The 22,633-nt window shown below is 65.3% G+C and carries 27 protein-coding genes and 1 tRNA gene; 16 read left to right on the top strand and 12 right to left on the bottom strand.

The window, feature by feature from the left end; genetic code table 11:
* Positions 1-30: 30 nt before the first annotated feature.
* The 3 genes from leuD to H7828_RS15645 all read left to right on the top strand — a co-directional run bounded on the left by leuD (position 31) and on the right by H7828_RS15645 (position 2,863).
* Positions 31-636, top strand: a complete 606-nt coding sequence (leuD, locus tag H7828_RS15655) for a 3-isopropylmalate dehydratase small subunit (RefSeq protein WP_226781997.1) — start codon at positions 31-33, stop codon at positions 634-636.
* 269 nt (positions 637-905) lie between these two features.
* Entirely contained in the window at positions 906-1,745 is an 840-nt protein-coding gene (locus tag H7828_RS15650) for a hypothetical protein (RefSeq protein ID WP_245398751.1), read from the top strand.
* Positions 1,694-2,863, top strand: coding sequence for an endonuclease/exonuclease/phosphatase family protein (locus H7828_RS15645; protein WP_342592304.1), 1,170 nt, complete (start codon positions 1,694-1,696; stop codon positions 2,861-2,863). Before H7828_RS15650 ends, H7828_RS15645 begins: the two co-directional genes overlap by 52 nt.
* Here H7828_RS15645 and H7828_RS15640 read toward each other — a convergent pair.
* Positions 2,789-3,700, bottom strand: a complete 912-nt coding sequence (locus H7828_RS15640) for a Rossmann-fold NAD(P)-binding domain-containing protein (RefSeq protein ID WP_226781996.1) — start codon at positions 3,698-3,700, stop codon at positions 2,789-2,791. The two genes, H7828_RS15645 and H7828_RS15640, sit on opposite strands and share 75 nt — an antisense overlap.
* Positions 3,701-3,794: 94 nt before the next feature.
* On the opposite strand from H7828_RS15640, the gene H7828_RS15635 reads away from it, so the two are divergent.
* From H7828_RS15635 to H7828_RS15580, 12 genes are all read left to right on the top strand, one after another.
* Entirely contained in the window at positions 3,795-4,769 is a 975-nt protein-coding gene (locus H7828_RS15635) for a LysR family transcriptional regulator (RefSeq protein WP_226781995.1), read from the top strand.
* A gap of 80 nt (positions 4,770-4,849) precedes the next feature.
* Entirely contained in the window at positions 4,850-5,956 is a 1,107-nt protein-coding gene (gene leuB, locus H7828_RS15630) for a 3-isopropylmalate dehydrogenase (protein WP_226781994.1), read from the top strand.
* Positions 5,957-6,124: 168 nt separating this feature from the next.
* Positions 6,125-7,132: a DMT family transporter gene (locus H7828_RS15625; protein ID WP_226781993.1), complete on the top strand. Its 1,008-nt coding sequence runs from the start codon at positions 6,125-6,127 to the stop codon at positions 7,130-7,132.
* A gap of 15 nt (positions 7,133-7,147) precedes the next feature.
* Positions 7,148-7,224: transfer RNA gene (locus H7828_RS15620), tRNA-Pro, on the top strand.
* Between the two features lie 363 nt (positions 7,225-7,587).
* Positions 7,588-9,690: a heavy metal translocating P-type ATPase gene (locus tag H7828_RS15615; RefSeq protein ID WP_226781992.1), complete on the top strand. Its 2,103-nt coding sequence runs from the start codon at positions 7,588-7,590 to the stop codon at positions 9,688-9,690.
* On the top strand, positions 9,687-9,884 hold the full coding sequence (ccoS, locus tag H7828_RS15610; protein WP_226781991.1) for a cbb3-type cytochrome oxidase assembly protein CcoS: 198 nt from the start codon (positions 9,687-9,689) through the stop codon (positions 9,882-9,884). The genes H7828_RS15615 and ccoS overlap by 4 nt, the downstream gene beginning before the upstream one ends.
* Positions 9,884-11,533 (top strand): cytochrome-c oxidase, cbb3-type subunit I, encoded by a 1,650-nt coding sequence (gene ccoN, locus H7828_RS15605; RefSeq protein WP_226781990.1) that lies wholly within the window; start codon positions 9,884-9,886, stop codon positions 11,531-11,533. Before ccoS ends, ccoN begins: the two co-directional genes overlap by 1 nt.
* Before the next feature lie 4 nt (positions 11,534-11,537).
* Complete coding sequence (ccoO, locus tag H7828_RS15600) at positions 11,538-12,314, top strand: cytochrome-c oxidase, cbb3-type subunit II (protein WP_226781989.1); 777 nt, start codon at positions 11,538-11,540, stop codon at positions 12,312-12,314.
* 4 nt (positions 12,315-12,318) lie between these two features.
* Positions 12,319-12,489 (top strand): cbb3-type cytochrome oxidase subunit 3, encoded by a 171-nt coding sequence (locus H7828_RS15595; RefSeq protein ID WP_226781988.1) that lies wholly within the window; start codon positions 12,319-12,321, stop codon positions 12,487-12,489.
* Positions 12,480-13,364, top strand: a complete 885-nt coding sequence (ccoP, locus tag H7828_RS15590) for a cytochrome-c oxidase, cbb3-type subunit III (RefSeq protein WP_226781987.1) — start codon at positions 12,480-12,482, stop codon at positions 13,362-13,364. Before H7828_RS15595 ends, ccoP begins: the two co-directional genes overlap by 10 nt.
* Positions 13,354-13,533: a hypothetical protein gene (locus tag H7828_RS15585; RefSeq protein ID WP_226781986.1), complete on the top strand. Its 180-nt coding sequence runs from the start codon at positions 13,354-13,356 to the stop codon at positions 13,531-13,533. Before ccoP ends, H7828_RS15585 begins: the two co-directional genes overlap by 11 nt.
* Complete coding sequence (locus H7828_RS15580; RefSeq protein WP_226781985.1) at positions 13,527-14,408, top strand: DUF2189 domain-containing protein; 882 nt, start codon at positions 13,527-13,529, stop codon at positions 14,406-14,408. The genes H7828_RS15585 and H7828_RS15580 overlap by 7 nt, the downstream gene beginning before the upstream one ends.
* Before the next feature lie 19 nt (positions 14,409-14,427).
* Here H7828_RS15580 and H7828_RS15575 read toward each other — a convergent pair whose 3' ends face one another.
* Genes H7828_RS15575 through H7828_RS15565 form a run of 3 tightly spaced genes read right to left on the bottom strand, consistent with a single transcriptional unit; the run spans position 14,428 to position 17,485 of the window.
* Positions 14,428-15,186 (bottom strand): SDR family NAD(P)-dependent oxidoreductase, encoded by a 759-nt coding sequence (locus H7828_RS15575; protein ID WP_226781984.1) that lies wholly within the window; start codon positions 15,184-15,186, stop codon positions 14,428-14,430.
* Entirely contained in the window at positions 15,183-16,484 is a 1,302-nt protein-coding gene (gene eno, locus H7828_RS15570; protein ID WP_226781983.1) for a phosphopyruvate hydratase, read from the bottom strand. Before eno ends, H7828_RS15575 begins: the two co-directional genes overlap by 4 nt.
* Positions 16,481-17,485, bottom strand: coding sequence for a phosphotransferase family protein (locus tag H7828_RS15565; protein ID WP_226781982.1), 1,005 nt, complete (start codon positions 17,483-17,485; stop codon positions 16,481-16,483). Before H7828_RS15565 ends, eno begins: the two co-directional genes overlap by 4 nt.
* 101 nt (positions 17,486-17,586) lie before the next feature.
* Between H7828_RS15565 and H7828_RS15560 the strand changes: the two genes are divergently transcribed.
* The gene (locus tag H7828_RS15560; protein ID WP_226781981.1) at positions 17,587-18,582 is read left to right on the top strand and encodes a LacI family DNA-binding transcriptional regulator; all 996 of its coding nucleotides are present in this window, start codon (positions 17,587-17,589) and stop codon (positions 18,580-18,582) included.
* 10 nt (positions 18,583-18,592) lie between these two features.
* On the opposite strand, the gene gdhA is transcribed toward H7828_RS15560, so the two are convergent.
* From gdhA to H7828_RS15520, 8 genes are all read right to left on the bottom strand, one after another.
* The gene (gene gdhA / locus H7828_RS15555) at positions 18,593-19,948 is read right to left on the bottom strand and encodes an NADP-specific glutamate dehydrogenase (RefSeq protein WP_226781980.1); all 1,356 of its coding nucleotides are present in this window, start codon (positions 19,946-19,948) and stop codon (positions 18,593-18,595) included.
* 444 nt (positions 19,949-20,392) lie between these two features.
* Positions 20,393-20,668, bottom strand: a complete 276-nt coding sequence (locus tag H7828_RS15550; protein ID WP_226781979.1) for a hypothetical protein — start codon at positions 20,666-20,668, stop codon at positions 20,393-20,395.
* Positions 20,665-20,832: a hypothetical protein gene (locus H7828_RS15545; protein WP_226781978.1), complete on the bottom strand. Its 168-nt coding sequence runs from the start codon at positions 20,830-20,832 to the stop codon at positions 20,665-20,667. Before H7828_RS15545 ends, H7828_RS15550 begins: the two co-directional genes overlap by 4 nt.
* Entirely contained in the window at positions 20,829-21,494 is a 666-nt protein-coding gene (locus H7828_RS15540) for a peptidoglycan-binding domain-containing protein (protein WP_226781977.1), read from the bottom strand. The genes H7828_RS15545 and H7828_RS15540 overlap by 4 nt, the downstream gene beginning before the upstream one ends.
* 70 nt (positions 21,495-21,564) lie before the next feature.
* Positions 21,565-21,966 (bottom strand): hypothetical protein, encoded by a 402-nt coding sequence (locus tag H7828_RS15535; protein WP_226781976.1) that lies wholly within the window; start codon positions 21,964-21,966, stop codon positions 21,565-21,567.
* Complete coding sequence (locus H7828_RS15530) at positions 21,963-22,151, bottom strand: hypothetical protein (protein ID WP_226781975.1); 189 nt, start codon at positions 22,149-22,151, stop codon at positions 21,963-21,965. Before H7828_RS15530 ends, H7828_RS15535 begins: the two co-directional genes overlap by 4 nt.
* Positions 22,144-22,359, bottom strand: a complete 216-nt coding sequence (locus H7828_RS15525) for a hypothetical protein (RefSeq protein ID WP_226781974.1) — start codon at positions 22,357-22,359, stop codon at positions 22,144-22,146. The genes H7828_RS15530 and H7828_RS15525 overlap by 8 nt, the downstream gene beginning before the upstream one ends.
* The coding region (locus tag H7828_RS15520) for a hypothetical protein (protein WP_226781973.1) at positions 22,359-22,633 on the bottom strand (275 nt) is incomplete at its 5' end. The genes H7828_RS15525 and H7828_RS15520, both read right to left, overlap by 1 nt.

The raw sequence follows: 22,633 nt of genomic DNA, 5'->3' as shown, positions 1-22,633 counted from the left end.
GCCGGACCTTCCGCCCGAATGGAGATCGAAATGGAAAAATTCGAAAAACTCACCGGCGTCGCGGCGCCATTGGACATGATCAACGTCGATACCGACATGATCATCCCCAAGAACTTCCTCAAGACGATCAAGCGGTCGGGCCTTGGGGTGAACCTGTTTGACGAGATGCGCTATGACGACGACCGCAACGAGATCCCCGATTTCGTGCTGAACAAGCCCGCCTACCGCAACGCCGAGATCCTGGTGGCGGGCGACAACTTCGGCTGCGGATCGTCGCGCGAACATGCGCCCTGGGCCATCAAGGATTTCGGCATCCGCTGCGTCATCGCGCCCAGCTTTGCCGACATCTTCTTCAACAACTGCTTCAAGAACGGCATCCTGCCCATTCCCCTCCCGCAAGAGCAGGTGGACCTTCTGATGAAGGATGCCGAGAAGGGCGAAAACGCCCGGATGACCATCGACCTTGAAAACCAGGTCATCACCACCTCGGACGGCGAAGAGATCACCTTCGAGGTCGATTCCTTCCGCAAGCACTGCCTGATGAACGGGCTGGACGATATCGGCCTGACCATGGAGAAGGTCGGCGCCATCGACAGCTTCGAGTCGAAGGCCGCGCAGGAACGCCCCTGGGTCTGATCCGCGCCCCTTGTGCCGCCAACAGGCACAGCCACAAGATTTTGAGGCAGCCCCGTGGGGCTGCCTTTTTTTCACCGAAAGATTGATGCAAAGGCGCACCAGTTGCACCCTGAAAAGACCCGAAACTTTCGTCAAGGTTAACAAGACGTTGAGAACCGAAGTGAAAGTAGGCAAAACTTGGGCAAGATTGAGGCACCCCGCCACATTGGCCGGGCACAGTTTGGAACAAGGGCGCGGCATCGTATCGCATCCGTCCAGGTTGAGGGTACATGGCAGTGATTTCGCGGCTCTTTGGCGCCTGTCTCAGGGGATTCCTGGTGGCGCTGCTGATTGCAACTCCGGCGCTTCTGCTGCCGGGGATGTCGCCCGACACGATCCAGGTCGTCATGCTGGTTGCCGTCTTCGCCGCCATCCTGACGGTCTTTGAATACAACTCGGTCTATCCCTGCCTCTACGAATTCCGCGACGCGCCCCCCTTCAACCGGATCAGGTTCAGCTGCCTTTTCGTGACGGTCTTCCTCTTGGCCGTGGTGGTGAAGGGCGCGACCCATCCGGGGCTTCTGGCCGAATTCGTCCATGCCGTGGGCCTTCTGATCGCGCGGGCCATCGATTTTCCCTACAGCCCGGTTCGGCTGGTGGTTCTGCTGCTGCCCGAAGACGCCCCGCTTCAGCGGCTTGACATGCTGCGGGCCATGGCGGGCCTGTCCTACCTGATCTCGCTGATCTCGCTGGCGGCCTTCGTCGTCGTCATGCGGCTGCAACGCTGGCCCCTGCGCAGCGGCAGCTTCAACGTCTGGGTCAACCTGCCCACCTTCGACCCCACCTCGGGCGGCGAGGTCGTGGGCCGCCTTCGCCGCGATTCCCGGGTGAACGTGGTACTGGGAATCCTCTTGCCCTTTCTGCTGCCATCCATGGTATCCTCGGCCTCGGATCTTTTCGGTTCGGTATCCGCAACCAACCCGCAAACCCTGATCTGGACGGTGACCGCATGGGCCTTTCTTCCTGCTTCGTTGCTGATGCGCGGCATCGCCATGGGGCGGATCGCGTCGATGATCGAATTCAAGCGCACCCAGGCCCCGATCAGCGACGCGGGCCTCTTGCCGGCCTGATCCTGCTGGCGGCGCTGCTCTGCGCCGGGCCCCTTGCGGGCGACCCGCTGCGCATTGCCACCTTCAACGTCGAACTCGCGCGCGCCGGGCCGGGCCTTTTGCTGCGCGACCTGGCCAGCGGCACCGACAAGCAGGGCGCGCTGATTGCCGGGATCGTCGCCCATGTGGCCCCCGATGTGCTGGTGCTTCAGGGTGTCGACCATGATCATGACGGCCTGGCCCTTGCCGCGCTGACGCAGCTTCTGGCCAAGGCAGGCCATGCCATGCCGCACCGGTTTGCCCTGTCCCCCAACAGCGGGGTGCCCACCGGCCAGGACATGGACGGGAACGGGCGCACCGGAGAGCCGCGCGATGCCCAGGGTCATGGCCGCTTTTCCGGCGAAGGCGGCATGGCCGTGGTGTCGCGCCTGCCCATCGACGCCGCGCGCAGCGTCAGCTTCACCCCGCTTCTCTGGGCCGATCTTCCGCAGGGCATTCCGCCGGTGGTCGATGGCCTGCCCTTCCCCTCGGCGCAGGCCTTCGGGGTGCAGCGGTTGTCGTCGGTGGCCCATTGGCAGGTGGCTATCAACCTGCCCGATGGCGGCACGCTGGACCTTCTGACATGGCACGCCACCCCGCCGGTCTTCGACGGCCCCGAAGACCGCAACGGCCGACGCAACCACGATGAAACCGCGCTTTGGCTGCGCCTTCTTGACGGCGCCCTTGATGTCCCTCCGCCTGCGGGGCCATTCGTGGTGATCGGCGATGCCAACCTCGACCCCGCCGATGGGAATGGCCGGCCCGGCGCGCTGGCCGCGCTGCTGGCTGATCCGCGCCTGCAAGACCCACAGCCCCGGTCGCACGGCGGCATCGCGGCGGCGCAGGACGATGGCGGCGTGAACGCCCGCCACCGGGGCGACCCGGCCCTTGATACCGCCGATTGGAACGACGCCGGGGCCAAAGATCCGGGCAACATGCGGGTGGATTACATCCTGCCCTCGACCCATTGGCGGGTGACAGACGCGGGGGTGTTCTGGCCCGCGCCCGACGATCCCCTGCGCCCGCTACTTGGCGAAGGCGGGAATGGCGCGTCGCGTCACCGGCTGGTCTGGGCCGACCTTGTGCGCGATGGCCTGTGAAAGGGCATCGTCCAGCGGCGTTGGCCGGAATCCGGGCAGCAGGGCATCGAACCGCGCGCCGTCGATGCGGTGGGGCATATCCCAAAGGTAGCGCATTTCGCACAGATGCCGCGCCATGGGCCAAAGCGGCGACAGGGCCCGCAGGGGCGCCCATGGCATCGGCGTGACCCGAAGTTCGCGCCCCAACGCCCGGGACACCGCCGCGCCAATGGCATTGCCAGTCAGCGTATAGCCCGCAAAGCCCAGGTCTTCGAAAGGCTTCAGGCGATGTTCAAGCGCGCAAAGCGCCACGGTGGCCCGCGCCATGTCGGGCAGGAAGGCAAAGGCATGGGGCGCCTCCAACCCGCCCGGATAGCTGAACCGCCCGCGCGACAGCCGCGCGATCATGATCTTGTCGAACCAGTTGCCGCTGGCCTCGGTATCAAGGAAATCGCCCGCCCGAAGGATCAGCGTGCGCACCCCGGCCGCGCGATAGGCGCGCTCCATCGCGATGCGCTGACGCCCAAGCGGGTTCTCGGCGCGGTGGGGGGTATCGGCGCCCAGAACCGGCGGCGCCTTCGGCCCGTAGACATAGACGTTGCCGGGGATGACGACCCGCGCACCGCTGACGCGCGCCGCCGCGATCACGCGTTCGGTCAGACCCGGCAGATCGCGCGCCCAGTGCTGATAGGGCGGGTTCCAGCCATTGACGATCACGTCCTGCCCCCGGGCCTGGGCCTCCAGATCGCCACCGGCCCGGTCGAACAGCCCCACCCGCCATCCCGCGTTCCAGAAGGCTTCGGCGGCATGGCGCCCGAAGCGGCCCGTCGCACCCAAGATCAATACCCGTCCCGTCATCGCGTCCTCCGTGTCTTGCGAATGAGGGCGATCATTTGTCATTCCCTCACGTTTCGGAATTGTCAAAATCCGGGGGTCATGTATTCATTTCCGAATGGCAAATCCTCTCACCTCACTTGACTGGTCGCTGATCCAGGCCTTCGTGGCCGTGGCCGACACCGGATCGCTTTCGGCGGCGGCGCGGGCGCTTTCCAGCAGCCAGCCGACGGTGGGCCGTCAGGTCCGCATGCTGGAAACCCGGCTGGGCACCAGCCTGTTCAACCGTCAGCCTCGCGGCATGGCGCTGAGCGCGGCGGGGCTGGCCCTGATCGAACCGGCCCGCGCCATGCAGGACGCCGCCGGGCGCATGGCCCTGGTGGCCGCCGGAAGCGCCGAAACCATGGCCGGCACCGTGCGCATCACCGCCAGCGAATTCACCGCCCACCACCACCTGCCGCCCATCGTGGCGCAGATCCGCCTGCGCCACCCCGAAATCACGGTCGAGATCGTGGCCAACGACAGTTCCCAGAACCTGCTGTTCCGCGAGGCCGACATCGCCCTGCGCATGTACCGCCCCGACCAGTTGGAGATGGTGGCCCATCACCTGGGCGACCTGGCGCTGGGGCTTTATGCGACGCCCGGCTATCTTGACCGGCGCGGGCGGCCCGCCACGCTGGAGGATATGCAGCAGCACGACCTGATCGGCTACGACCGGAGCGAGCTTATCATCCGCGGGATGCAATCTTACGGATGGATGGTCAGCCGTGACGATTTCCCGATCCGCTGCGATCATCACACCGTCTATTGGGAGCTTATTCGCGCCGGCTGCGGCATCGGCTTTGCCCAGACCAGCGTGGCCCGCCACGATCCGAAGGTCGAACGCATTCTGCCGGGCCTGCCCCTGCCCGGCCTGCCCCTCTGGCTGACCGCCCACGAGGCCCTGCGCCGCACACCCCGCGTGGCCGCCGTGTGGGACATGCTGGTGGAGGGGCTGAAACCCGTTCTCGATCCGCCGGGCGGGCCGGTCTTTACCCTGGGCGGCGCGGCGGGCGCGAAGGCAGGTCAGGCCGCGCCAAAACCCCGGCCATGAAGGCCCCGGGCGGCGCCACAGCTTGATTTGTCGCCAAGACCGGGCTAGGCCGCTGCCAACGTTTTGCAAGGAGCACCGCAATGTCCAACCCCTCCCTCCTCATCCTGCCCGGCGACGGAATCGGCCCCGAGGTCATGGCCGAAGTGCGCAAGGTGATCGACTGGTTCGGCGCCAAGCGCGATCTCAAGTTCGACGTGAGCGAGGATCTGGTGGGCGGCGCGGCCTATGATGCCCATGGCACCCCCCTGACCGACGAAACCATGGCAAAGGCGCAAGAGGTGGATGCCGTGCTTCTGGGCGCAGTCGGCGGCCCCAAGTACGACACCCTCGATTTCAGCGTGAAGCCCGAACGCGGGTTGCTGCGGCTGCGCAAGGAAATGGACCTTTTCGCCAACCTGCGCCCGGCCCAGTGCTTTGACGCCCTGGCCGATTTTTCTTCGATGAAGAAGGATATCGTCGCCGGTCTGGACATCATGATCATCCGCGAACTGACCAGCGGCATCTACTTCGGCGAGCCGCGCGGCATCGTCAAGGAAGGCAACGAACGGGTGGGCATCAACACCCAGCGCTACACCGAAAGCGAAATCGCCCGGGTGGCGCGTTCGGCCTTCGAACTGGCCCGCAAGCGCGACAACAAGGTCTGTTCGATGGAAAAGGCCAACGTGATGGAATCCGGCGTGCTGTGGCGCGATGTGGTGACCGAAATTCACGCCGCCGAATATCCCGACGTGGAACTGTCGCACATGTACGCCGACGCAGGCGCCATGCAGCTGACCCGCTGGCCCAAGCAGTTCGACGTGATCGTCACCGACAACCTCTTCGGCGACATGCTGTCGGACCTGGCGGCAATGCTGACCGGATCGCTGGGGATGCTGCCCTCGGCCAGCCTCGGCCTGCCCATGGCCAACGGACGACCCAAGGCCCTTTATGAACCCGTGCACGGTTCGGCCCCCGACATCGCCGGCACGGGCAAGGCCAACCCCTGCGCCTGCATCCTGTCGTTTGCCATGGCGCTGCGCTATTCCTTCGACCAGGGCGACGAGGCGACGCGCCTTGAGCAGGCCGTGGAAAAGGTGCTGGCCGATGGCGTGCGCACGGCCGACCTGATGCAATCGGGCGGCGGCACACCGGCCACCACCACCGAAATGGGCCAGGCCGTGATCGCCGCCCTGGACGCCAGCCTGTAACCATGCGGGCGCCGGTCACGCCCCCCGGGGATGCGACCGGCACCCGGCACCGCGGCGCGACAGCCCCGCCCCCCGATGCCCACCGGCGCAATATCGCGTCACGGCCGAACACGGGCTTGACCCCCCCGCCCATCTGTCCGAACAGGGTGGAAACCCGGAGGCGGCAACATGGCAGACTCGTCGAAATCCAACATCAGCGGTGCGCTTCTTGCCCTGGCGGCCTTCGGCATCTTTGCGACCCACGATGTGATCGTTAAGGTGCTGGGCGGCAACTATGCCCCTTTCCAGATTATCTTCTTTTCGGTGCTGTTCAGCTTCCCGCTGGCCACGATCATGCTGATGCGCGATTCGACCAGCGGCAACCTACGCCCGGTGCATCCCTGGTGGACGGCGGCGCGCACCCTTGCGTCGGTTCTGACCGGGTTCTGCGGGTTCTATGCCTTTTCGATCCTGCCCCTGGCCCAGACCTATGCCATCCTTTTCGCCTCGCCCATGCTGATCACGATCCTGGCAATCCCGATCCTGCACGAAAAGGTGGGCGCGCATCGCTGGGCGGCCATCGTCGTGGGCCTGATCGGCGTGATGGTGGTGCTGCGCCCCGGTGCGGCGGCGCTTTCGCTGGGCCACCTGGCGGCCCTTTCCGCCGCCATCGGCAGCGCCACCGCTTCGGTCATCATGCGCAAGATCGGGCGAGACGAACGCAGCGCGGTCCTGATGCTGTATCCGATGGTCAGCAACTTCGTCGTCATGGCCTGCATCCTGCCCTTTATCTATCGCCCCATGCCGATCGAGGATATCGGGCTTGTGGGCCTGCTGTCGGCCTTCGGTTTCGTTGCCGGCCTGATCATGATTGCCGCCTACCGGGCGGGAGATGCCGCCGTGGTGGCCCCGATGCAGTATTCCCAGATCCTCTGGGCCGCCGGTTACGGACTTCTGTTCTTCGACGAGACGCCCGATCTTCTTACCTTCGTGGGGGCGGCCATCATCATTGGCAGCGGGCTTTACATCGTGCTGCGCGAAACCATCGGCGGCGTGTCGCGCAACACCCCCGTGCTTGAGAACAAATCGCCCCGCGAAACCGGTTCGCCCGCGCGGATCAGCGCGATGTTGCGAGAGCGCGCAAATCGCATCCCTCCGGGGTATGAGGCCCTTGCCAAACGGCGCACAACGAAGTAACCCCCACCCCAAGGTCGGGCTGTAGCGCAGCCTGGTAGCGCACCTGCTTCGGGAGCAGGGGGTCGGAGGTTCGAATCCTCTCAGCCCGACCAATTTCCAGAAATATCACCGGCAGTTTTACGCCGACGCCCGGCGCCCGCCTTTCGCAAGGGGCGGGTTATGCGGCCGTGCCGGTCATCAGACCCTCGGGTGGAGCCGGCCCAGTCCGGGCAGGAATCGTGGCGCTTTCAACCCCTGCTTGCGCCCCCCACCTGCGCGCCAGCGTCAGCGCATAACGACGCAGGCCGGCGATCTTCAAGGCACATCATTTGAAACTGTGACAGGATCGCGGTAAAAGGAATAATCACAATCCCTTGTGAAGACGTGCTGAAAGGTATCGTGCCGTGTCCATTTTCGAACAGGCCCCAGCGAGACCGATCGCGCTTTCCGCGCCCTCCATCCGATGCGGCGGCTGCATGGCCACGATCGAGGGTGCGCTGGACAAGGTGCCCCAGGTCGCCAGCAGCCGGGTCAACCTGACGTTGCGCCGGATCGAGGTGCAACCGGCGGATTCCAGCTTCGATCTCGACAGCCTGCTGGCGCTGCTGGCGAAGATCGGCCATCCGGCCACCGTCATCGACGCGACCGACATGCAGGACGCGGGCAAGGATCTTGTCGGCCAGGCGCTTTTGCGGGGGGTGGCGATTGCCGGATTCGGCGCGATGAACGTCATGCTGATGTCGGTGTCGGTCTGGGCCGGGGCGGATGGCGCGATGCGCGACATCCTGCATGTGCTTTCGGGCATGATCGCGGTGCCGATCATCCTTTATTCCGGGCGCTTCTTCTTTGTCTCGGCCTGGGGTGCGCTGCGCCAAGGGCGGATGAACATGGATGTTCCCATCGCGCTGGCGCTTCTGCTGGCGCTGGTGCTGAGCGTCTTTGAAACCCTGCGTGGCGGGGCCGAGGTGTTCTTCGACGCCGCCCTCACCCTGACCTTCTTCCTTCTGATCGGCCGCTATCTGGATCACCGGATGCGCTGCAAGGCGCGCAATGCCATGGCGGGCCTTGCCAAGCTGACGGTGAAGGACGCCCTTGAACTGCGCCCCGACGGAACGACGCACAAGGTGGCCTCGGCCGATATCCGGCCCGACATGGTTCTGCGCATTCCGCCGGGCGAACGGATGCCTGTCGACGCGCGCATCCTGCGCGGCAGCACCGACCTGGACCGCGCCCTTGTCACGGGCGAATCGCTGCCCGTCAGCGCCGGGCCGGATGACGAGATCGAGGCAGGCGCGCTGAACATCACCGGCCCGGTCGACGTGCTGGCGCTGCGCCCGGTCAGCGAATCCTTCGTGGCCGACATGACAAGGATGCTGGCCACCGCCGAAGAGGGGCGCGGGCGCTATGTGCGCATTGCCGACCGCGTCGCGCGGTTCTATGCGCCGGTCATCCACATCCTGGCCGCGGCCACGTTCCTTGGCTGGGTCTTTGCAAGCGGCGATTGGCAGACGTCGGCCTTCGTGGCCATCAGCGTGCTGATCGTCACCTGCCCCTGCGCCCTGGCCCTTGCCGTTCCCGTGGCCCATGTGGTGGCCGCAGGGCGGCTGATGCGCGACGGCATCCTGATGAAGGACGGTTCGGCGCTGGAGCGGCTGGCCCAGGTCGATCACATCGCCTTCGACAAGACCGGCACGCTCAGCGAAGGGACCGAGATGGCAGGTGGCGGCGCGAACCTGCCCGGCGCCCTTGCGGCCCTTGCCGCCGGATCGACCCACCCCGCCGCCCGTGCCATCGCGGCGGGCCTGCCCTGGTCCGGCACCCTGGTGACGGACACCGCCGAAAGGCCGGGCTTTGGCGTCGAAGGACGGCTGGAGGACGGTCGCCTGGTTCGCCTGGGGCGCGCCGCCTGGGTGGCCGAGATCGCCCTGGCCCCGCGCGATGGCGACGGGCCGGCCTTCGCGTTCGAGGGTGGCGACATGCTGCGCATTCCGCTGAGCGAGACACTGCGCCAGGGTGCCGAGCAGGCCATGGACAGCCTGCGCGACAAGGGCCTGATCTGCGAGATCATCTCGGGCGACGGAGAGCGCCCCGTCGCGGCCATGGCCCGGCAACTGGGCGATCTGGCCTGCCATCACGGGCTGACGCCTGCCGGAAAGGTCGCACATCTCCAGGCGCTGGACGACGCCGGGCACCGGGTTCTGATGGTGGGGGACGGGTTGAACGACACCCCGGCCCTTGCCGCCGCCCATGTGTCCATGTCCCCGGCCAGCGCCACCGATGCCGGGCGCGCCGCCGCCGACTTCGTGTTCCTGCGCCCGGGCCTGGCGGCGGTGCCCACCGCGCTGGAGGTGGCCCGGCAAACGGCGCGGATCGTGCGCCAGAACTTCGGCCTTGCCGTGGTCTACAACTGCATCGCCATTCCGCTGGCCGTAGCAGGCTATGTGACCCCACTGATTGCCGCGATCGCCATGTCGTCGAGTTCGATCCTGGTTGTCGCCAATTCACTGCGGCTGAACCGGGCTGCCGGAACCGGCACGCCCGAGGCACCGTCCAAGTCCGTGAAGGAGGCGCCGGCATGAGCATCCTGATCGTCCTGATCCCCGTTTCGCTGGCCATGGGCGCCGTCGGCGTCGCCGCCTTTCTGTGGAGCCTGCGCGCCGACCAATACGATGACATGTCCGGCGATGCCGAACGCATCCTTTATGCCGACGACCGGCCACTTGCCCCCAAGGGGCGGGCGACGAACCGCAAACACAAGGAAACCGACCGTTGATGACGCAACTGAAAAGCGGCGAGCGGCAGCTTGCCATGATCCTCTCCGGTCTTGTCCTGCTGGCCGGCTTCCTTCTGGCCGCAGCGGGGCACGGCGACCCGATGGGCGTTCACGGCTGGATCGTCGTGCTTTTTGCCGCGGTGATCCTGGTGGTCGCCATGCGGGCGCTTGACGACCCGGAACCGACCGAAGACCGCACCATGAGCTATTATGACGACCCCACGAAAGTGGGCATCGTCATCGCGCTTCTCTGGGCGGTGGTCGGCATGGGCATGGGCGTCTGGGTGGCGGCACAGCTGGCCTGGCCCGACCTGCGGTTCGATGCCGCCTGGTCCAGCTTTGGGCGCATCCGCCCGGTGCATACCTCGGGGGTGATCTTCGGCTTCGGGGGCAATGCCCTGATTGCCACGTCTTTCCATGTCATGCAGCGCACCAGCCGCGCACGTCTGGCCGGTCAGGTTTCACCCTGGTTCGTCCTGCTGGGCTTCAACCTGTTCTGCATCGTGGCCGCCAGCGGCTATATCATGGGGGTCACCCAGTCCAAGGAATACGCCGAACCGGAATGGTATGCCGACATCTGGCTGGTGATTGTCTGGGTCGTCTATTTCATCCTTTACATGCGCACCCTGGCCCGCCGGAACGAACCCCACATCTATGTGGCCAATTGGTACTACATGTCGTTCATCCTGGTGGTTGCCATCCTGCATATCGTCAACAACCTGGCGGTGCCGGCGTCGTGGGGGGGCGCGAAAAGCTATTCCCTATTCTCGGGGGTGCAGGACGCCATGACGCAGTGGTGGTACGGGCACAACGCCGTGGCCTTCTTCCTGACCACCGGCTTTCTGGGGATGCTGTATTACTTCCTGCCCAAGCGGGCCGAGCGGCCGATCTATTCCTACCGGCTGTCGATCCTGTCGTTCTGGGGCATCGTGTTCTTCTACATCTGGGTGGGGTCGCACCACCTGCACTACACCGCCCTGCCCCAGTGGGTGCAGACCCTTGGCATGACCTTTTCGGTGATGCTGCTGATTCCCAGCTGGGCCAGTGCGGGCAACGCCCTGATGACGCTGAACGGCGCCTGGGGAAAGGTGCGTGACGATGCCACGCTGCGCTTCATGATGGTGGCGGCGGTCTTCTATGGCCTGTCCACCTTCGAGGGGTCGTTCATGGCCGTGCGCGCCGTGAACTCGCTGTCGCATTACACCGACTGGACCGTGGGCCATGTTCACGCCGGGGCCATGGGCTGGGTCGCGCTGATCACTTTCGGGTCGATCTATGCGCTGACGCCGGTGCTGTGGCGCAAGAAGACGATGTATTCCTGGAAGCTGGTCGAATGGCACTTCTGGCTCGCCCTGTCGGGGACGGTGATCTACGTTTTCGCCATGTGGAACAGTGGCATCACCCAGGGGTTGATGTGGCGTACCTATACCGAAAGCGGCACCCTGGCCTATTCCTTCACCGACACGCTGGTGGCCATGCACCCCTATTACATCGCGCGTGCGGCCGGCGGGGCGCTGTTCCTCGCGGGGGCCGTCCTGGCGCTTTACAACGTCGTGATGACCATCCGCAGGGTGCCCGACCATGCGCCCCATCTCGACTATCCCACCAACTCCGAAGCGGCCGAGCCCGCCGTACCCGCAGGAGAATAGGATCATGTGGCGCAAACTCTTGTCTCCCTTCGCCCGCCTGTTCGAATTCCAGGCCAAGACCCATTACCGCGCCGAGCGGCATTCCATGGCCCTGACCATCGGCATCATCGCCGCCGCCAGTGTCGGTGGCATCGTCGAGATCGCACCGCTGTTCACCATCGACGACACGGTCGAGGCAGCGCCCGACATGCGGGTCTATACCCCGCTGGAACAGGCCGGGCGCGACATCTACATCCGCGAAGGTTGCTATGCCTGCCATAGCCAGATGATCCGCAGCCTTCAGGACGAGGTCGATCGTTACGGCCCCTATTCGCTGGCCGTCGAATCGCAGTACGATCACCCCATGCTCTGGGGGTCGAAGCGGACGGGCCCCGATCTGGCCCGCGTGGGCGAGAAATACTCGGACGACTGGCAGGTGCGCCACCTTGTCGATCCGCGCGACCTGGTGCCGGAATCGGTGATGCCGCAATATGCCTTCCTGCTTGAGACACAGCTGGAAACCGCCAGCCTGCCCGACCGGCTTGCCGCCCTGCGCACGGTGGGCGTGCCCTACACCGACGAGCAGATCGAGAACGCCGCCAGCGATGCCCTGGGTCAGTCGCGCCCGGAAACCGACCGCGCCGATGGCGTCGCCGAACGCTATGGCGACGCCACCAACATCCGCACCTTCGACGGGCGGACCGACCTGCTGACCGAGATGGACGCCCTTGTCGCCTATCTCCAGATTCTCGGCGGTCTCACCGATGTTGCCGCCGAAACCCAACCGGCAAGAGGAGAATGAACCGATGGAGATGAGTCACGAATTCACGCTGGTCCTCGCCAAGTCGTTCGGCCTGTTCTACCTGATCGCCCTGTCCATCGGGATCACCGCCTATGCCTTCTGGCCATCGCTGGGAAACCGGTTCGACACGGCCGCCAAGAGCATCCTGGATGATGAGGACGGACCATGTCGGTAAAAGAACGCGATCCCCTCACCGGTCACCTGACGACCGGCCATGAATGGAACGGCATCACCGAGCTGAACACACGCGTGCCGCGGGCCGTCTGGTTCTTCATCATCGTCACCCATATCTGGGCCGTGGTCTATTGGGTGCTGATGCCCGCCTGGCCCGTGGTGACGACCTATACCAAGGGCCTGCTGGGCTATGACCAGCAGGACAAGGTGGAACAGCGGGTCATGGCGGCCAATGCCGCGCGCGCCGTCTGGACCGACCAGATCGCGACCCTACCGGCCGAGGAGATCCGCGCCGATCCGGCACTGATGGCCCATGTCACGCGCACCGCGCCCACGCTGTTCGGCGACAACTGCGCCGGGTGTCATGGCCAGAAGGCCGATGGGGGGCCGGGCTTTCCCAGCCTGGTCGACGAAGCCTGGCTGTGGGGCGGCGACGCCGACACCATCATGGAGACCCTGCGCGTCGGCATCAATTCGCCCCACCCCGATTCGCGCTTTGCCCAGATGCTGGCCTTCGGCGAAAGCGGCATCCTGAGCCGCGATCAGATTCGCGTGGTCGTGGATTACGTCCAGTCCCTGTCGGGGCTGGAGACCGAGGCCAGCCAAGAGCGGCTGGACGAGGGCGCGGTGATCTTCGAGGAGAACTGCGCCAGCTGTCACGGCGAGGATGCGAAGGGCCTGCAGGATCTGGGCGCCCCCAACCTGACCGATGCAAGCTGGATCTACGGCAGCGACGACCAGACGATGTTCACCACGATCAATGCCGGGCGCCAGGGCTGGATGCCCGCCTGGGAAGACCGGCTGACCGTGGCCGACCGGATGATGCTGACGCTCTACATCCAGGACATGGCGCACGAGGCGAAAGATGCAGATTGAGCGCCCGCGCCTGATTGCCTACGGAATCGGCCTGCTGATCGTCGCGGTCTTCGTGGCCGCGAATGCGCATCTGGTCACCGTTTCCCTGTCCTCGCAACCGGGCTGCGCGCTTGTGCAGCCCTCAAAAGAAGGCGCCGTGTTTCACCGCCCGGCGAAGCCCTCATGCTGAGTGATCATTCCGCCCCCCCGCCCCCCGACAACCCCCATGCCGATGGCGTGATCCCCAAGGTGGTGCCGCCGCTGCCGCGCGAAAAAAGCCACGCCCGCAACCTGCCCTGGCGCACCGCCTTTGACTGGCTGCGCGCCGGATGGTCGGACACCTGGACAAATCCGCTGCCCAGCCTGCTTTACGGGATCGGGGTCTTCATCGTTTCGGCCTTCGTGGTCTGGTTCCTGTTCCGGCTTGAATTCGACTATGCGCTGTTTCCGGCGCTGGCCGGCTTCATGGTGCTGGGGCCGCTGATCGCCAATGGCCTTTATGAGAAAAGCCGCCGCCTGGAAAAAGGTGAAAGCACGCGATACCTGCAGATGGTCTTCGTGCGGCCCCGCTCGGGGCGGGCCGGGCTGTTCATGGGGGTGCTTCTGCTGGGGCTGTTCCTGCTGTGGATGCGGGCGGCTGTCCTGATCTATGCGCTGTTCTTCGGCATGGTCGCCTTTCCCGGCACATCGGAAATCGTGCCGATGCTGTTCTTCACGCCCACCGGCTGGGCGCTTCTTCTGGCGGGCGGGATCGTCGGCGCGCTTTTTGCCGCCTTCGCCTTTGCCATCAGCGTCTTTGCGGTGCCGATGCTGCTGACCGAACGCACCGACGCGCTGTCGGCCCTGGGCATCAGCATGGCCATGGTGTGGAACAACCTGCCGGTGATGCTGGCCTGGGGGGCCATTGTCCTGGCGCTGTTCCTGGCATCGGTGGTGACGCTGGGCCTTGGGCTGATCCTGGCCTTTCCGGTGCTGGGCCATGCCACCTGGCACGCCTATCGCGCCATCCGGGGCGATGGCCCGAAAAACGGCAAGAGCGAGCGGATGTTCATCCAGCCCGCCTGACCGCCCCCAGGTGCGCCGCCTAGTAGGTGGCGCGCCCGCCCGTCATGTCGAAGACGGCAGCGGTTGAATAGGAACACCGCTCGGACGCAAGGAACATCGCCATTTCGGCCACCTCGTCCACCGTGCCCATGCGCCCCATGGGAATTTTCGCCAGCATGTAGGCCACCTGTTCGTCGGTCACATCGTCCAGCATCTCGGTCTTGATGACGGCAGGGGTGATCGCGTTCACGCGGATGCCCGTCGTCGCCAGCTCCTTGCCCAGGCTTTTGGTCAGGCTGATGACGCCCGCCTTTGATGCCGAATAGGCGCTGGCGTTGGGGTTGCCCTCCTTGCCCGCCACCGAGGCGACGTTGACGATCCGGCCATAGTCATTCTCGCGCATGAAGGGCACCACCGCGCGGCAGCAGTGAAACACGCCGCCCAGGTTGACCCGCATCACCCTGTCCCATGCATCGGGCGGGAAGGCTTCGACCAGGGCATTGGGCCCGGCGATCCCGGCACAGTTGATCAGGATGTCGATCCGCCCCATGGCCTTTGCATCGTCGGCGGCGGCCTGTTCCACCGCCCCGGACTGCGACACGTCCACCGCGCTGACGCGCAGGCGGTCCGACGGCACGCCAAGGGTGGCGGCCGCGCGGTTCAGCGCCTCTTCCTCAAGATCCCAGAGGCACAGCCGCGCGCCCTGGTCCAGAAGGTGACGCGCCACCGCCAGCCCCATGCCACGGGCGGCACCGGTGACGATGGCCACCCGCCCCTCGAACTCTCCGCTCATGCTCATTTGCCGCTCCACCATGTGTTCGCAAGGGGCGCGCCGCCCACGAAATCGCCCATGCCGGGCTGACCTTCCATGCGCAGGCACTCGTTCCACTTTGCCATCCTCTCGGACCGGCTGAACGATCCGACCTTCAGCTGCCCGGCCCCGAGGCCCGCAGCCAGATGGCTGATCGACACATCCTCGGTTTCGCCCGAGCGGGCGGAAACCACCGTCCCGAACCCGTGCTGGCGCGCCGCCTGCTGGGTGCGGATCGTTTCGGTCACCGTGCCCGCCTGGTTCGCTTTGAGCAGCACAGCGTTGCAGGCATTACCGCCCGCCGCCGCCCTGACCAGCCCGGCGTTGGTGACAAGGTAATCGTCGCCGATGATCTGCACCTTTTCACCATAGGCGCGGGTAAAGGCGGCCATGCCTGCGGGGTCATCCTCGGCCAGGGGGTCTTCGATCGAGGCGATGGGGAAGCGCGCGATCCAGCTGTCCAGCATGGCGATCATGGCGTCGGTGTCCATGTCGCGATCTTCCAGCGCCAGGCGATAGCGCCCCTTGCTGCCGAACTCGGACGCCGCGATGTCGAGTGAGATGACCACACGTTCGCCCGGCACCTCGCCCGCCGCCTCGATGGCGCGGACCAGCGTTTCCAGCGCCTGTTCGTTGCTGTCGAAGACCGGCCACCAGCCGCCTTCGTCGGCCACGCCGGCCAGGTGGCCCCGCTTGGCCATGATGTCGCCCGCAGCGAAATAGACGCGCGAGGTGATCTCAAGCGCCTCGTCGAAGCTTTCGGCGCCGGGGACCATGACCATGAAGTCCTGGATATCCACCCGACGCCCGGCATGGGCGCCGCCCCCGAAGATCTGGATCTCGGGCAGGGGCATGGTGGGCGTCGTGCCATAGTGGTCAGCGACATGGCGCCACAGCGGCACACCCGCCGAAGCCGCCGCCGCATGCAGCACCGCCAGCGAGGTCGCCACCATGGCGTTGCCCCCAAGCGAGGATTTCAACGGCGTGCCGTCAAGGGCGATCAGCCTGTCGTCGATCTCTTCCTGCGCCGTCACGTCATGGCCTTTCAGCGCCTCGGCAATCGGGCCGGTCACATTGGCCACGGCCCCCGCCACATCGCCACCACGGATACCGTTGTCCGGATCGCGCAGATCGACCGCTTCGCGCGTGCCCCGCGAGGCACCGGCCGGGGCCAGCGCGCGGCCCACGGCGCCATCGGAGAGGTGAACCTCGGCCTCGACCGTGGGATGGCCGCGGGAATCCCAGACGCGCCGGGCGGTGATGTCGGTGATCGTGGCTGTGCTCATGTCGCCTCTGTTTTCTGCAAGGTATCCAAAAGGGCCGAAAGGGTTTCCGGCGGCGTGCGGATCGCGGGGATGGCCAGGGCGCGCACCCTGTCCTGAGCGCCCGCATCAAGGTATTCGACCGGCGACTTGCCATCGACCCGCGCCAGCATCAGCGCCGGCAGCAGGGCCGCGACCCGTTGGTCCAGATCGCCCCGGGTTTCCCATGTGACATGGGCGGCATAGGCGGCCCAGAACCGGCGCGCCATGTCGATCAGCCGGTCGCGCCATTCGGGGCGATGGAGCGATTTCAGCACCAGGTGATTGAGGCAAAAGGCCACGTCGAAACAGGGATCGCCCATGGTCGCACATTCGGCATCCAGCAGGATCGGCACGGAGACGCGGAAAAGGATGTTCTTGGGGCTGATGTCGCCATGAATAAGAACCTGATCGGCAGCATAGAGCATGTCCGACAGCGTCCCCAGCCGGGCGGCCAGTTCGGGGTGGCGCGTGGCGGTGAACCCCAGGTAGGGGTCGATGCGCAGCGCCCTGAAATCGTCGCGGTTGTGGAAGGGGGTGCGATCAAAACCCTTCGTGGTGCTGGCCGCGTGGATACGTCCCAGCACGTCACCGACCGCCATGGCATCCTCGGGGCGCGGCGTTTCGGTCAGAAGGTCGGCCTTCCACAGCCGAACCCCCGCCCCGTCCAGAAACTCCATGGCGAAGCCGTTCTCGCTTTCGGAACGGCCGTGCAGAGCGGGCACCGATCCGGGCGCAACCTTGTCCGCAACACAAAGCCAGTCATATTCGGCCTTGTTGCGATGCACCGGCGCGCGCCAGTCTTCGGCCACCTTCAGCTTGGCCAACGCGAACTTGACGCAATAGCGCCGCCCATCCAGATCGACCCGCGCAATATCCGAAGCCACCCCGCCCGTCAGCGGCACCACCGCCGACACGGCTTCGGGCGCGCCAAGGCCAAGTTCGCCCACCAGCCGGCGACAGCGTTCTTCCAGTTCCTTCGCCACGAATTCGGTTCCATGTTGCCTATGTTCACGTGAACAAATAGGGTTGAACAGCAAAGCCTGTCAACAGCGCAGTGTTTTTGGCCTGGGAAAGGAAAACGCATTTGGCGGCGAAGGTGACGATCAAGACCATTGCCGGGGATCTTGGCATCTCGCATATGACGGTGTCGCGGGCGCTGTCGGGGCACCCCAACGTCAGCGCCGAAACCCGCCGCCTTGTCAGCGACCACGCCCGCGCCCTGGGCTATGTCAAAAGCGCCGCCGCCACGGCCATGCGGGGCGAAGGTTCGCGGATCATCGGGCTGCTGCTCCCGAACCTCTCGAACGCCTTCTATGCCCGATTTGCCAATGATTTTGCCGCCCTGTGCAGCGAAAGGGGGATCGACCCGGTCATCCACCTGACCGACGATTCCGAGGTCAAGGAACAGGCCGCCCTGCGACGGCTGCGCGCGCTTCAGGTCAGGGCGGTGGTAACGGTGCCCAGCCCGCGCGACGACACCCTGAACGACCGCGTGCCGCTGGACGGCATGCAGGTGATCCAGATGATCCGGCACCGGGACGAACCGGTCGAGACCGCAAGCCTTGATCTGGACGATGCAGCCGCGATCCGTCAGGCGGTGGCGCATCTGGCGCGGCGCGGCTGCCGGCGAATCGCCTATATCGGGGCGCCACACGGGTTTTCCTCGGGCAGATCGCGTCTTGGCGCCTATGTCGCGGGGATGCAGCAGGCCGGGCTTGCGCCCTCGGACGCCTTAATCCGCACGGCGCGGCCCTCGTTCAGGATGGGTGCCGCTTCGGTGGCCTCCTTGCTGGAGGACGCGGGGCCCGACGCCCTGGTCTGCGGCGGTTTCGAGATTTCCGATGGCGCGCTTGACGTGGTGCTGACCCGCGGCATCGCCATGCCGACCGAACTCGCCTTTGTCGGCTACGGCGATCCGTCATTCTATCGATATATCAGCGGCGGCGTGACAACCATCGCCCTGCCCGTCGCCGACCTGACGGCGGATGCCGTCGCGCTGGCCGACAGCATCCTTGCGGGCGAACCCGCAAGGCCGATGCCGCCCCGCGCAGCGACGCTGACCCTGCGCGGAACGGCCTGAGGCATGGGGTTCAGATGACGCCCAGCATCCGCATCGATTCGGCCACGCGCACAAAGCCAGCGATATTGGCGCCCAGCACATAGTCGCCCGGTGCGCCGTATTCATCGGCGGTTTCGGCGCAGCGGTCATGGATGCTTTTCATGATCTGGGCCAGGCGGGTTTCCGTCTGCTCGAACGTCCAGCGGTCCCGGCTGGCGTTCTGCTGCATTTCCAGCGCCGATGTCGCCACGCCGCCGGCATTGGCCGCCTTGCCCGGGCCGAACAGCACGCCTGCCTCGCGCAGAACCCGGATCGCTTCGGGGGTGCAGGGCATGTTCGCCCCCTCGCCCACGGCGATGACACCGTTCTTCACCAGGGTGCGGGCGTTCTTTCCCGACAGTTCGTTCTGGGTGGCCGAGGGCATCGCCACATCGCAGGGCACATCCCAGACCGACCCCGAATCTGCCTTGACGAAATCCACGTCGCTGCCCCGGCGGCGCGCGTATTCCGAGATACGTTCGCGGCGGCGGGTCTTGATCTCTTGCAGAAGCTCAAGGTCGATCCCGGCCTCGTCCACGACATAGCCGCTGGAATCGGAACAGGCGATGACCTTGCCACCGAAGGACTGGACCTTCTCGATGGTGTGGATCGCGACGTTTCCCGACCCCGACACGACCACACGCTTGCCGTCGAAATCGGTGTCGCGAGTCTCCAGCATGGCCTTGGTGAAATAGGTGTTGCCAAAGCCCGTCGCCTCGGTCCGGGCGCGCGACCCACCATAGGCGATGGCCTTGCCGGTCAGAACACCAGCCTCGTAACGGTTGTTCAGGCGCTTGTATTGCCCGAACATATAGCCGATCTCGCGCCCGCCAACGCCGATGTCACCGGCCGGCACATCGGTCTGTTCGCCCAGATGGCGGTGCAGTTCGGTCATCATGGATTGGCAGAAGCGCATGATCTCGCCATCGGATTTGCCCTTGGGGTCGAAATCCGAACCACCCTTGCCGCCACCGATGGGCAGGCCGGTCAGGGCGTTCTTGAACACCTGTTCAAAGCCCAGGAACTTGACGATCCCAAGGTTGACCGAGGGGTGGAAGCGCAGCCCGCCCTTGTAGGGGCCGAGGGCCGAATTGAACTGAACGCGGAACCCCCGGTTGATCTGAACCTGACCGCTGTCATCCACCCAGGGAATGCGGAAGATGATCTGGCGTTCGGGTTCGCAGATCCGCTCGATCAGCGCCAGCTCAAGGAAATCGGGATGCTTGGCGACAACATGCCCAAGGCTTTCCATGACTTCGAGAACCGCCTGGTGAAACTCGGGCTCACCGGCATTGCGCCGTATCACTTCGGCAAGAATCGGCTGCAGTTTTTCATCGATGTTTGTCATGGCTGTTCTCAGGTCCGGAAATATCTTGGGAGTCTTGCGTAAAATATGGGCGCCTGCACAGCAGGATGCCCAATATGGAGTCAGTTATTTGATCCCATCAATCCGCGCAAGACGCTCGAATGTCGCATAACGCGCTCGCAAATCGCCCTGCGCCGGCGCACGTCGCAAAAACCACATATCGTGAAAGTGGTGAGCCCGTCGGGGTTCGAACCCGAGACCTACTGATTAAAAGACGCACACGGCACCAAGTAAAACAATCACTTAGGTTATTCCGGGCCACTTTCCCGCACCAACGATTACAAAGGGTTGCGATCCGCGCATTCGCGATCCCAGGCGGTGTTCGTCTTGAAATCGCGGCGCAGGTTCCAAGGCGCATTGGCCGCGCGCCAGTCGATCTCCGCTTGGGTAAATCGCCGAGGCTCTTCAACATCGCAGAACAGGGGCTCAGTAGAGACCACCAGATCCGGGTCCGGGGAGCAACCAGCCGTCAGGAACAACCCGCAGATCATCGTCAGATAGCTTGTCGATTTCAGCATCGCTCTTCCGATCCTCTTCGATGTTGGCCAGGCGCGCATGTGCCGCGCCCAGCTGAAGCGACAGGCTGGCGGCGCGGGCTTCGGCTCGATCCGCCCGGATCGATTGCCACCAGCCCCAGCCTGCGGCAGCCACAGCGGCAGCGACGGCCGCGGCCAGCAGGGTGTCTTTGATGGTGCCGATCACCGCTGGAAACCAGCAATCAGAACAGAGATCGTTACAGCTACGGTCGCCGAAACCACGACAGGAAGCCAAAACCACGCACCGAAGATGACCCAGATCACGCCAGAGATGGCCAGTCCTACCGCCAGCGCTGTGATGAGATACGCCGTTGCAACCAGAACAATCACGCCGCCACCCTCGCGTCCTGCATCCGCTCGATCACCATATCGCGCAGTCGGTCGCCAATCTGCACCGGATCGCCGGGGGCGCTCATGTCGGGCAACCAGGTGATGTCCCACTTGTTGCGCTGGCGGATACCGAGAGTGGGCTGGATCTCGGCGTGCGAAAGAACCGACCAGCGGCTGACCGGGATGTCATACATCGCGCAGTGCTGGGCCGTCCGTTCGCACAGGGCGTGGACCTGCGGCCAGGTGACCGGCGCGCGACCGGCGAAGAAGGGGCGCTCCTGCGCGCCGGCCATCGCATCGACCGACAGCCCGATGGCGCCGGTATTGGCGTCGAGGGTGTGGCTTGCCGCACGGCCGACGCGATAGTTCGCCTGCGCCTCGGGGCGGAACAGGCCATCCCAGACGTTGCCGTCCTGGTCGATCAGTTCGTTGTAGGCCCGGCGCTCCATGTCGATCACTCCGTAGGCCCCTGCTGTCCAGTGCCAGTGGATACGATGCAGCCCAGAAGGGTGGAACAGGTCGGCAATGCCGTGCCCGCCCCGCGCCTGCAACGCGGCGCTGATCGCCGCTCGGGTCTTCGGCCCCATCATCCCGTCGATGGCGCCCGGGCTATGCCCCAGCGCCGCACAGCGAGCCTGCGTGTCGCGAATGCTATAGGTCATGTCAGTCCTCCGAAGAAAGCGAATGCCAGCAGGGTCAGCGCGACCAGGCCGGCGATGATGAAAAGGTCGGTCACTTGTTCCACCGCAGCACGATCCGCCGTGGATAGAAGGCCACGGTCAGGAAGGAATAGTCGCGCCGCTCATCGGTCGGCAGGCTGCGATGCAGGGCGGTCAGCGCAGCCCAGCCAGCAAGGATGGCCCAGATGTTGAAGCCGCCGTTGATCAGGCTTCCCAACACGGTCGATCGGGCCGGGTCCATCACACCGATCAGGCCCAGAAAGGGGCGCGTCAGATCCCACCAGAGCAAGCGGCACCAGACCAGGCTGCTGGTCAGGATGACAAACAGGTGGATCATCGAACTGGCGTCACGGCCAAAGGGGCGCAGGTAGGGCGCGTATCCGCGGGTGACCAGGCACATAAGCAGGAAGGCGATCAGGGCCGTGATGTCGTTCAGGTAAAGTAGGTAGCTCATCGCGGGTGGTTCCTGTTTGGCAGCACCCCATCGACGAGGCTTTCGATTTCATGGCGGTGGCGCTCGATGGCGCGTTCGACCTCCTGGCGCTTGGCTTCGGCCACTTCGCGCGCCAGCACGGCCTGCACCTCTTCATGCGACGGGCGCCGGGGATGGCGCCGGAACAGGGCCCAGAGACTATCCACGAACGCGACCCTCCAGCGCATCCAGTGCCCGCCCCAAAGTCTGGGTGTTCGCGTGCATTTGATCGTTGTGGGTGCGGAAATCGTCGAACCGCGCGCGGGTCAGCTCATCGTTGCGCTTGCGCTCCTGCCAGTTCATCCAGGCTAAGGCGACGATCACGACGGCGGGCAGGCCGCCGCCGATTTCCGAAATGATGGCCGACCAGTCCATCAGAACTTCACGTCGCAGTCGAAGGCGCGCACCTGCAGGGTGCCGGCGGCTGCCGATTGGGTTGCCTGCACCTTCCAGTCGATCAGATCCATCGACGCACCGCGCGCCGATGCCGAGGCCAATGTCTCGGTCAGGCCGGCGTTGCTTGCCACCACGCTGCCATCGCCGAAGGCCAGCGCCGAGAAGCTGCCGGCGGCCGCGTCTGCGCTGCCTGACCGGATGTCGAACTGTACGCAGAAGTCGCGCGATCCTGATCCCGACGGGATGACGATCG

It is taken from the genome of Oceaniglobus trochenteri (assembly GCF_020529025.1).
GTDB lineage: Bacteria > Pseudomonadota > Alphaproteobacteria > Rhodobacterales > Rhodobacteraceae > Oceaniglobus > Oceaniglobus trochenteri.
The sequence above is the reverse complement of the archived record's forward strand: the minus strand, read 5'-3'. Positions and strand labels throughout refer to the sequence as shown.

Bases quoted from the DNA above. Each gene is read 5' to 3' on its own strand.
- leuD (WP_226781997.1), top strand. From the start codon at position 31: ATGGAAAAATTCGAAAAACTCACCGGCGTCGCGGCGCCATTGGACATG.
- H7828_RS15650 (WP_245398751.1), top strand. From the start codon at position 906: ATGGCAGTGATTTCGCGGCTCTTTGGCGCCTGTCTCAGGGGATTCCTG.
- H7828_RS15640 (WP_226781996.1), bottom strand. From the start codon at position 3,700: ATGACGGGACGGGTATTGATCTTGGGTGCGACGGGCCGCTTCGGGCGC.
- H7828_RS15635 (WP_226781995.1), top strand. From the start codon at position 3,795: ATGGCAAATCCTCTCACCTCACTTGACTGGTCGCTGATCCAGGCCTTC.
- leuB (WP_226781994.1), top strand. From the start codon at position 4,850: ATGTCCAACCCCTCCCTCCTCATCCTGCCCGGCGACGGAATCGGCCCC.
- H7828_RS15625 (WP_226781993.1), top strand. From the start codon at position 6,125: ATGGCAGACTCGTCGAAATCCAACATCAGCGGTGCGCTTCTTGCCCTG.
- H7828_RS15615 (WP_226781992.1), top strand. From the start codon at position 7,588: ATGGCCACGATCGAGGGTGCGCTGGACAAGGTGCCCCAGGTCGCCAGC.
- ccoS (WP_226781991.1), top strand. From the start codon at position 9,687: ATGAGCATCCTGATCGTCCTGATCCCCGTTTCGCTGGCCATGGGCGCC.
- ccoN (WP_226781990.1), top strand. From the start codon at position 9,884: ATGACGCAACTGAAAAGCGGCGAGCGGCAGCTTGCCATGATCCTCTCC.
- ccoO (WP_226781989.1), top strand. From the start codon at position 11,538: ATGTGGCGCAAACTCTTGTCTCCCTTCGCCCGCCTGTTCGAATTCCAG.
- H7828_RS15595 (WP_226781988.1), top strand. From the start codon at position 12,319: ATGGAGATGAGTCACGAATTCACGCTGGTCCTCGCCAAGTCGTTCGGC.
- ccoP (WP_226781987.1), top strand. From the start codon at position 12,480: ATGTCGGTAAAAGAACGCGATCCCCTCACCGGTCACCTGACGACCGGC.
- H7828_RS15585 (WP_226781986.1), top strand. From the start codon at position 13,354: ATGCAGATTGAGCGCCCGCGCCTGATTGCCTACGGAATCGGCCTGCTG.
- H7828_RS15580 (WP_226781985.1), top strand. From the start codon at position 13,527: ATGCTGAGTGATCATTCCGCCCCCCCGCCCCCCGACAACCCCCATGCC.
- H7828_RS15575 (WP_226781984.1), bottom strand. From the start codon at position 15,186: ATGAGCATGAGCGGAGAGTTCGAGGGGCGGGTGGCCATCGTCACCGGT.
- eno (WP_226781983.1), bottom strand. From the start codon at position 16,484: ATGAGCACAGCCACGATCACCGACATCACCGCCCGGCGCGTCTGGGAT.
- gdhA (WP_226781980.1), bottom strand. From the start codon at position 19,948: ATGACAAACATCGATGAAAAACTGCAGCCGATTCTTGCCGAAGTGATA.
- H7828_RS15540 (WP_226781977.1), bottom strand. From the start codon at position 21,494: ATGACCTATAGCATTCGCGACACGCAGGCTCGCTGTGCGGCGCTGGGG.
- H7828_RS15535 (WP_226781976.1), bottom strand. From the start codon at position 21,966: ATGAGCTACCTACTTTACCTGAACGACATCACGGCCCTGATCGCCTTC.
- H7828_RS15525 (WP_226781974.1), bottom strand. From the start codon at position 22,359: ATGGACTGGTCGGCCATCATTTCGGAAATCGGCGGCGGCCTGCCCGCC.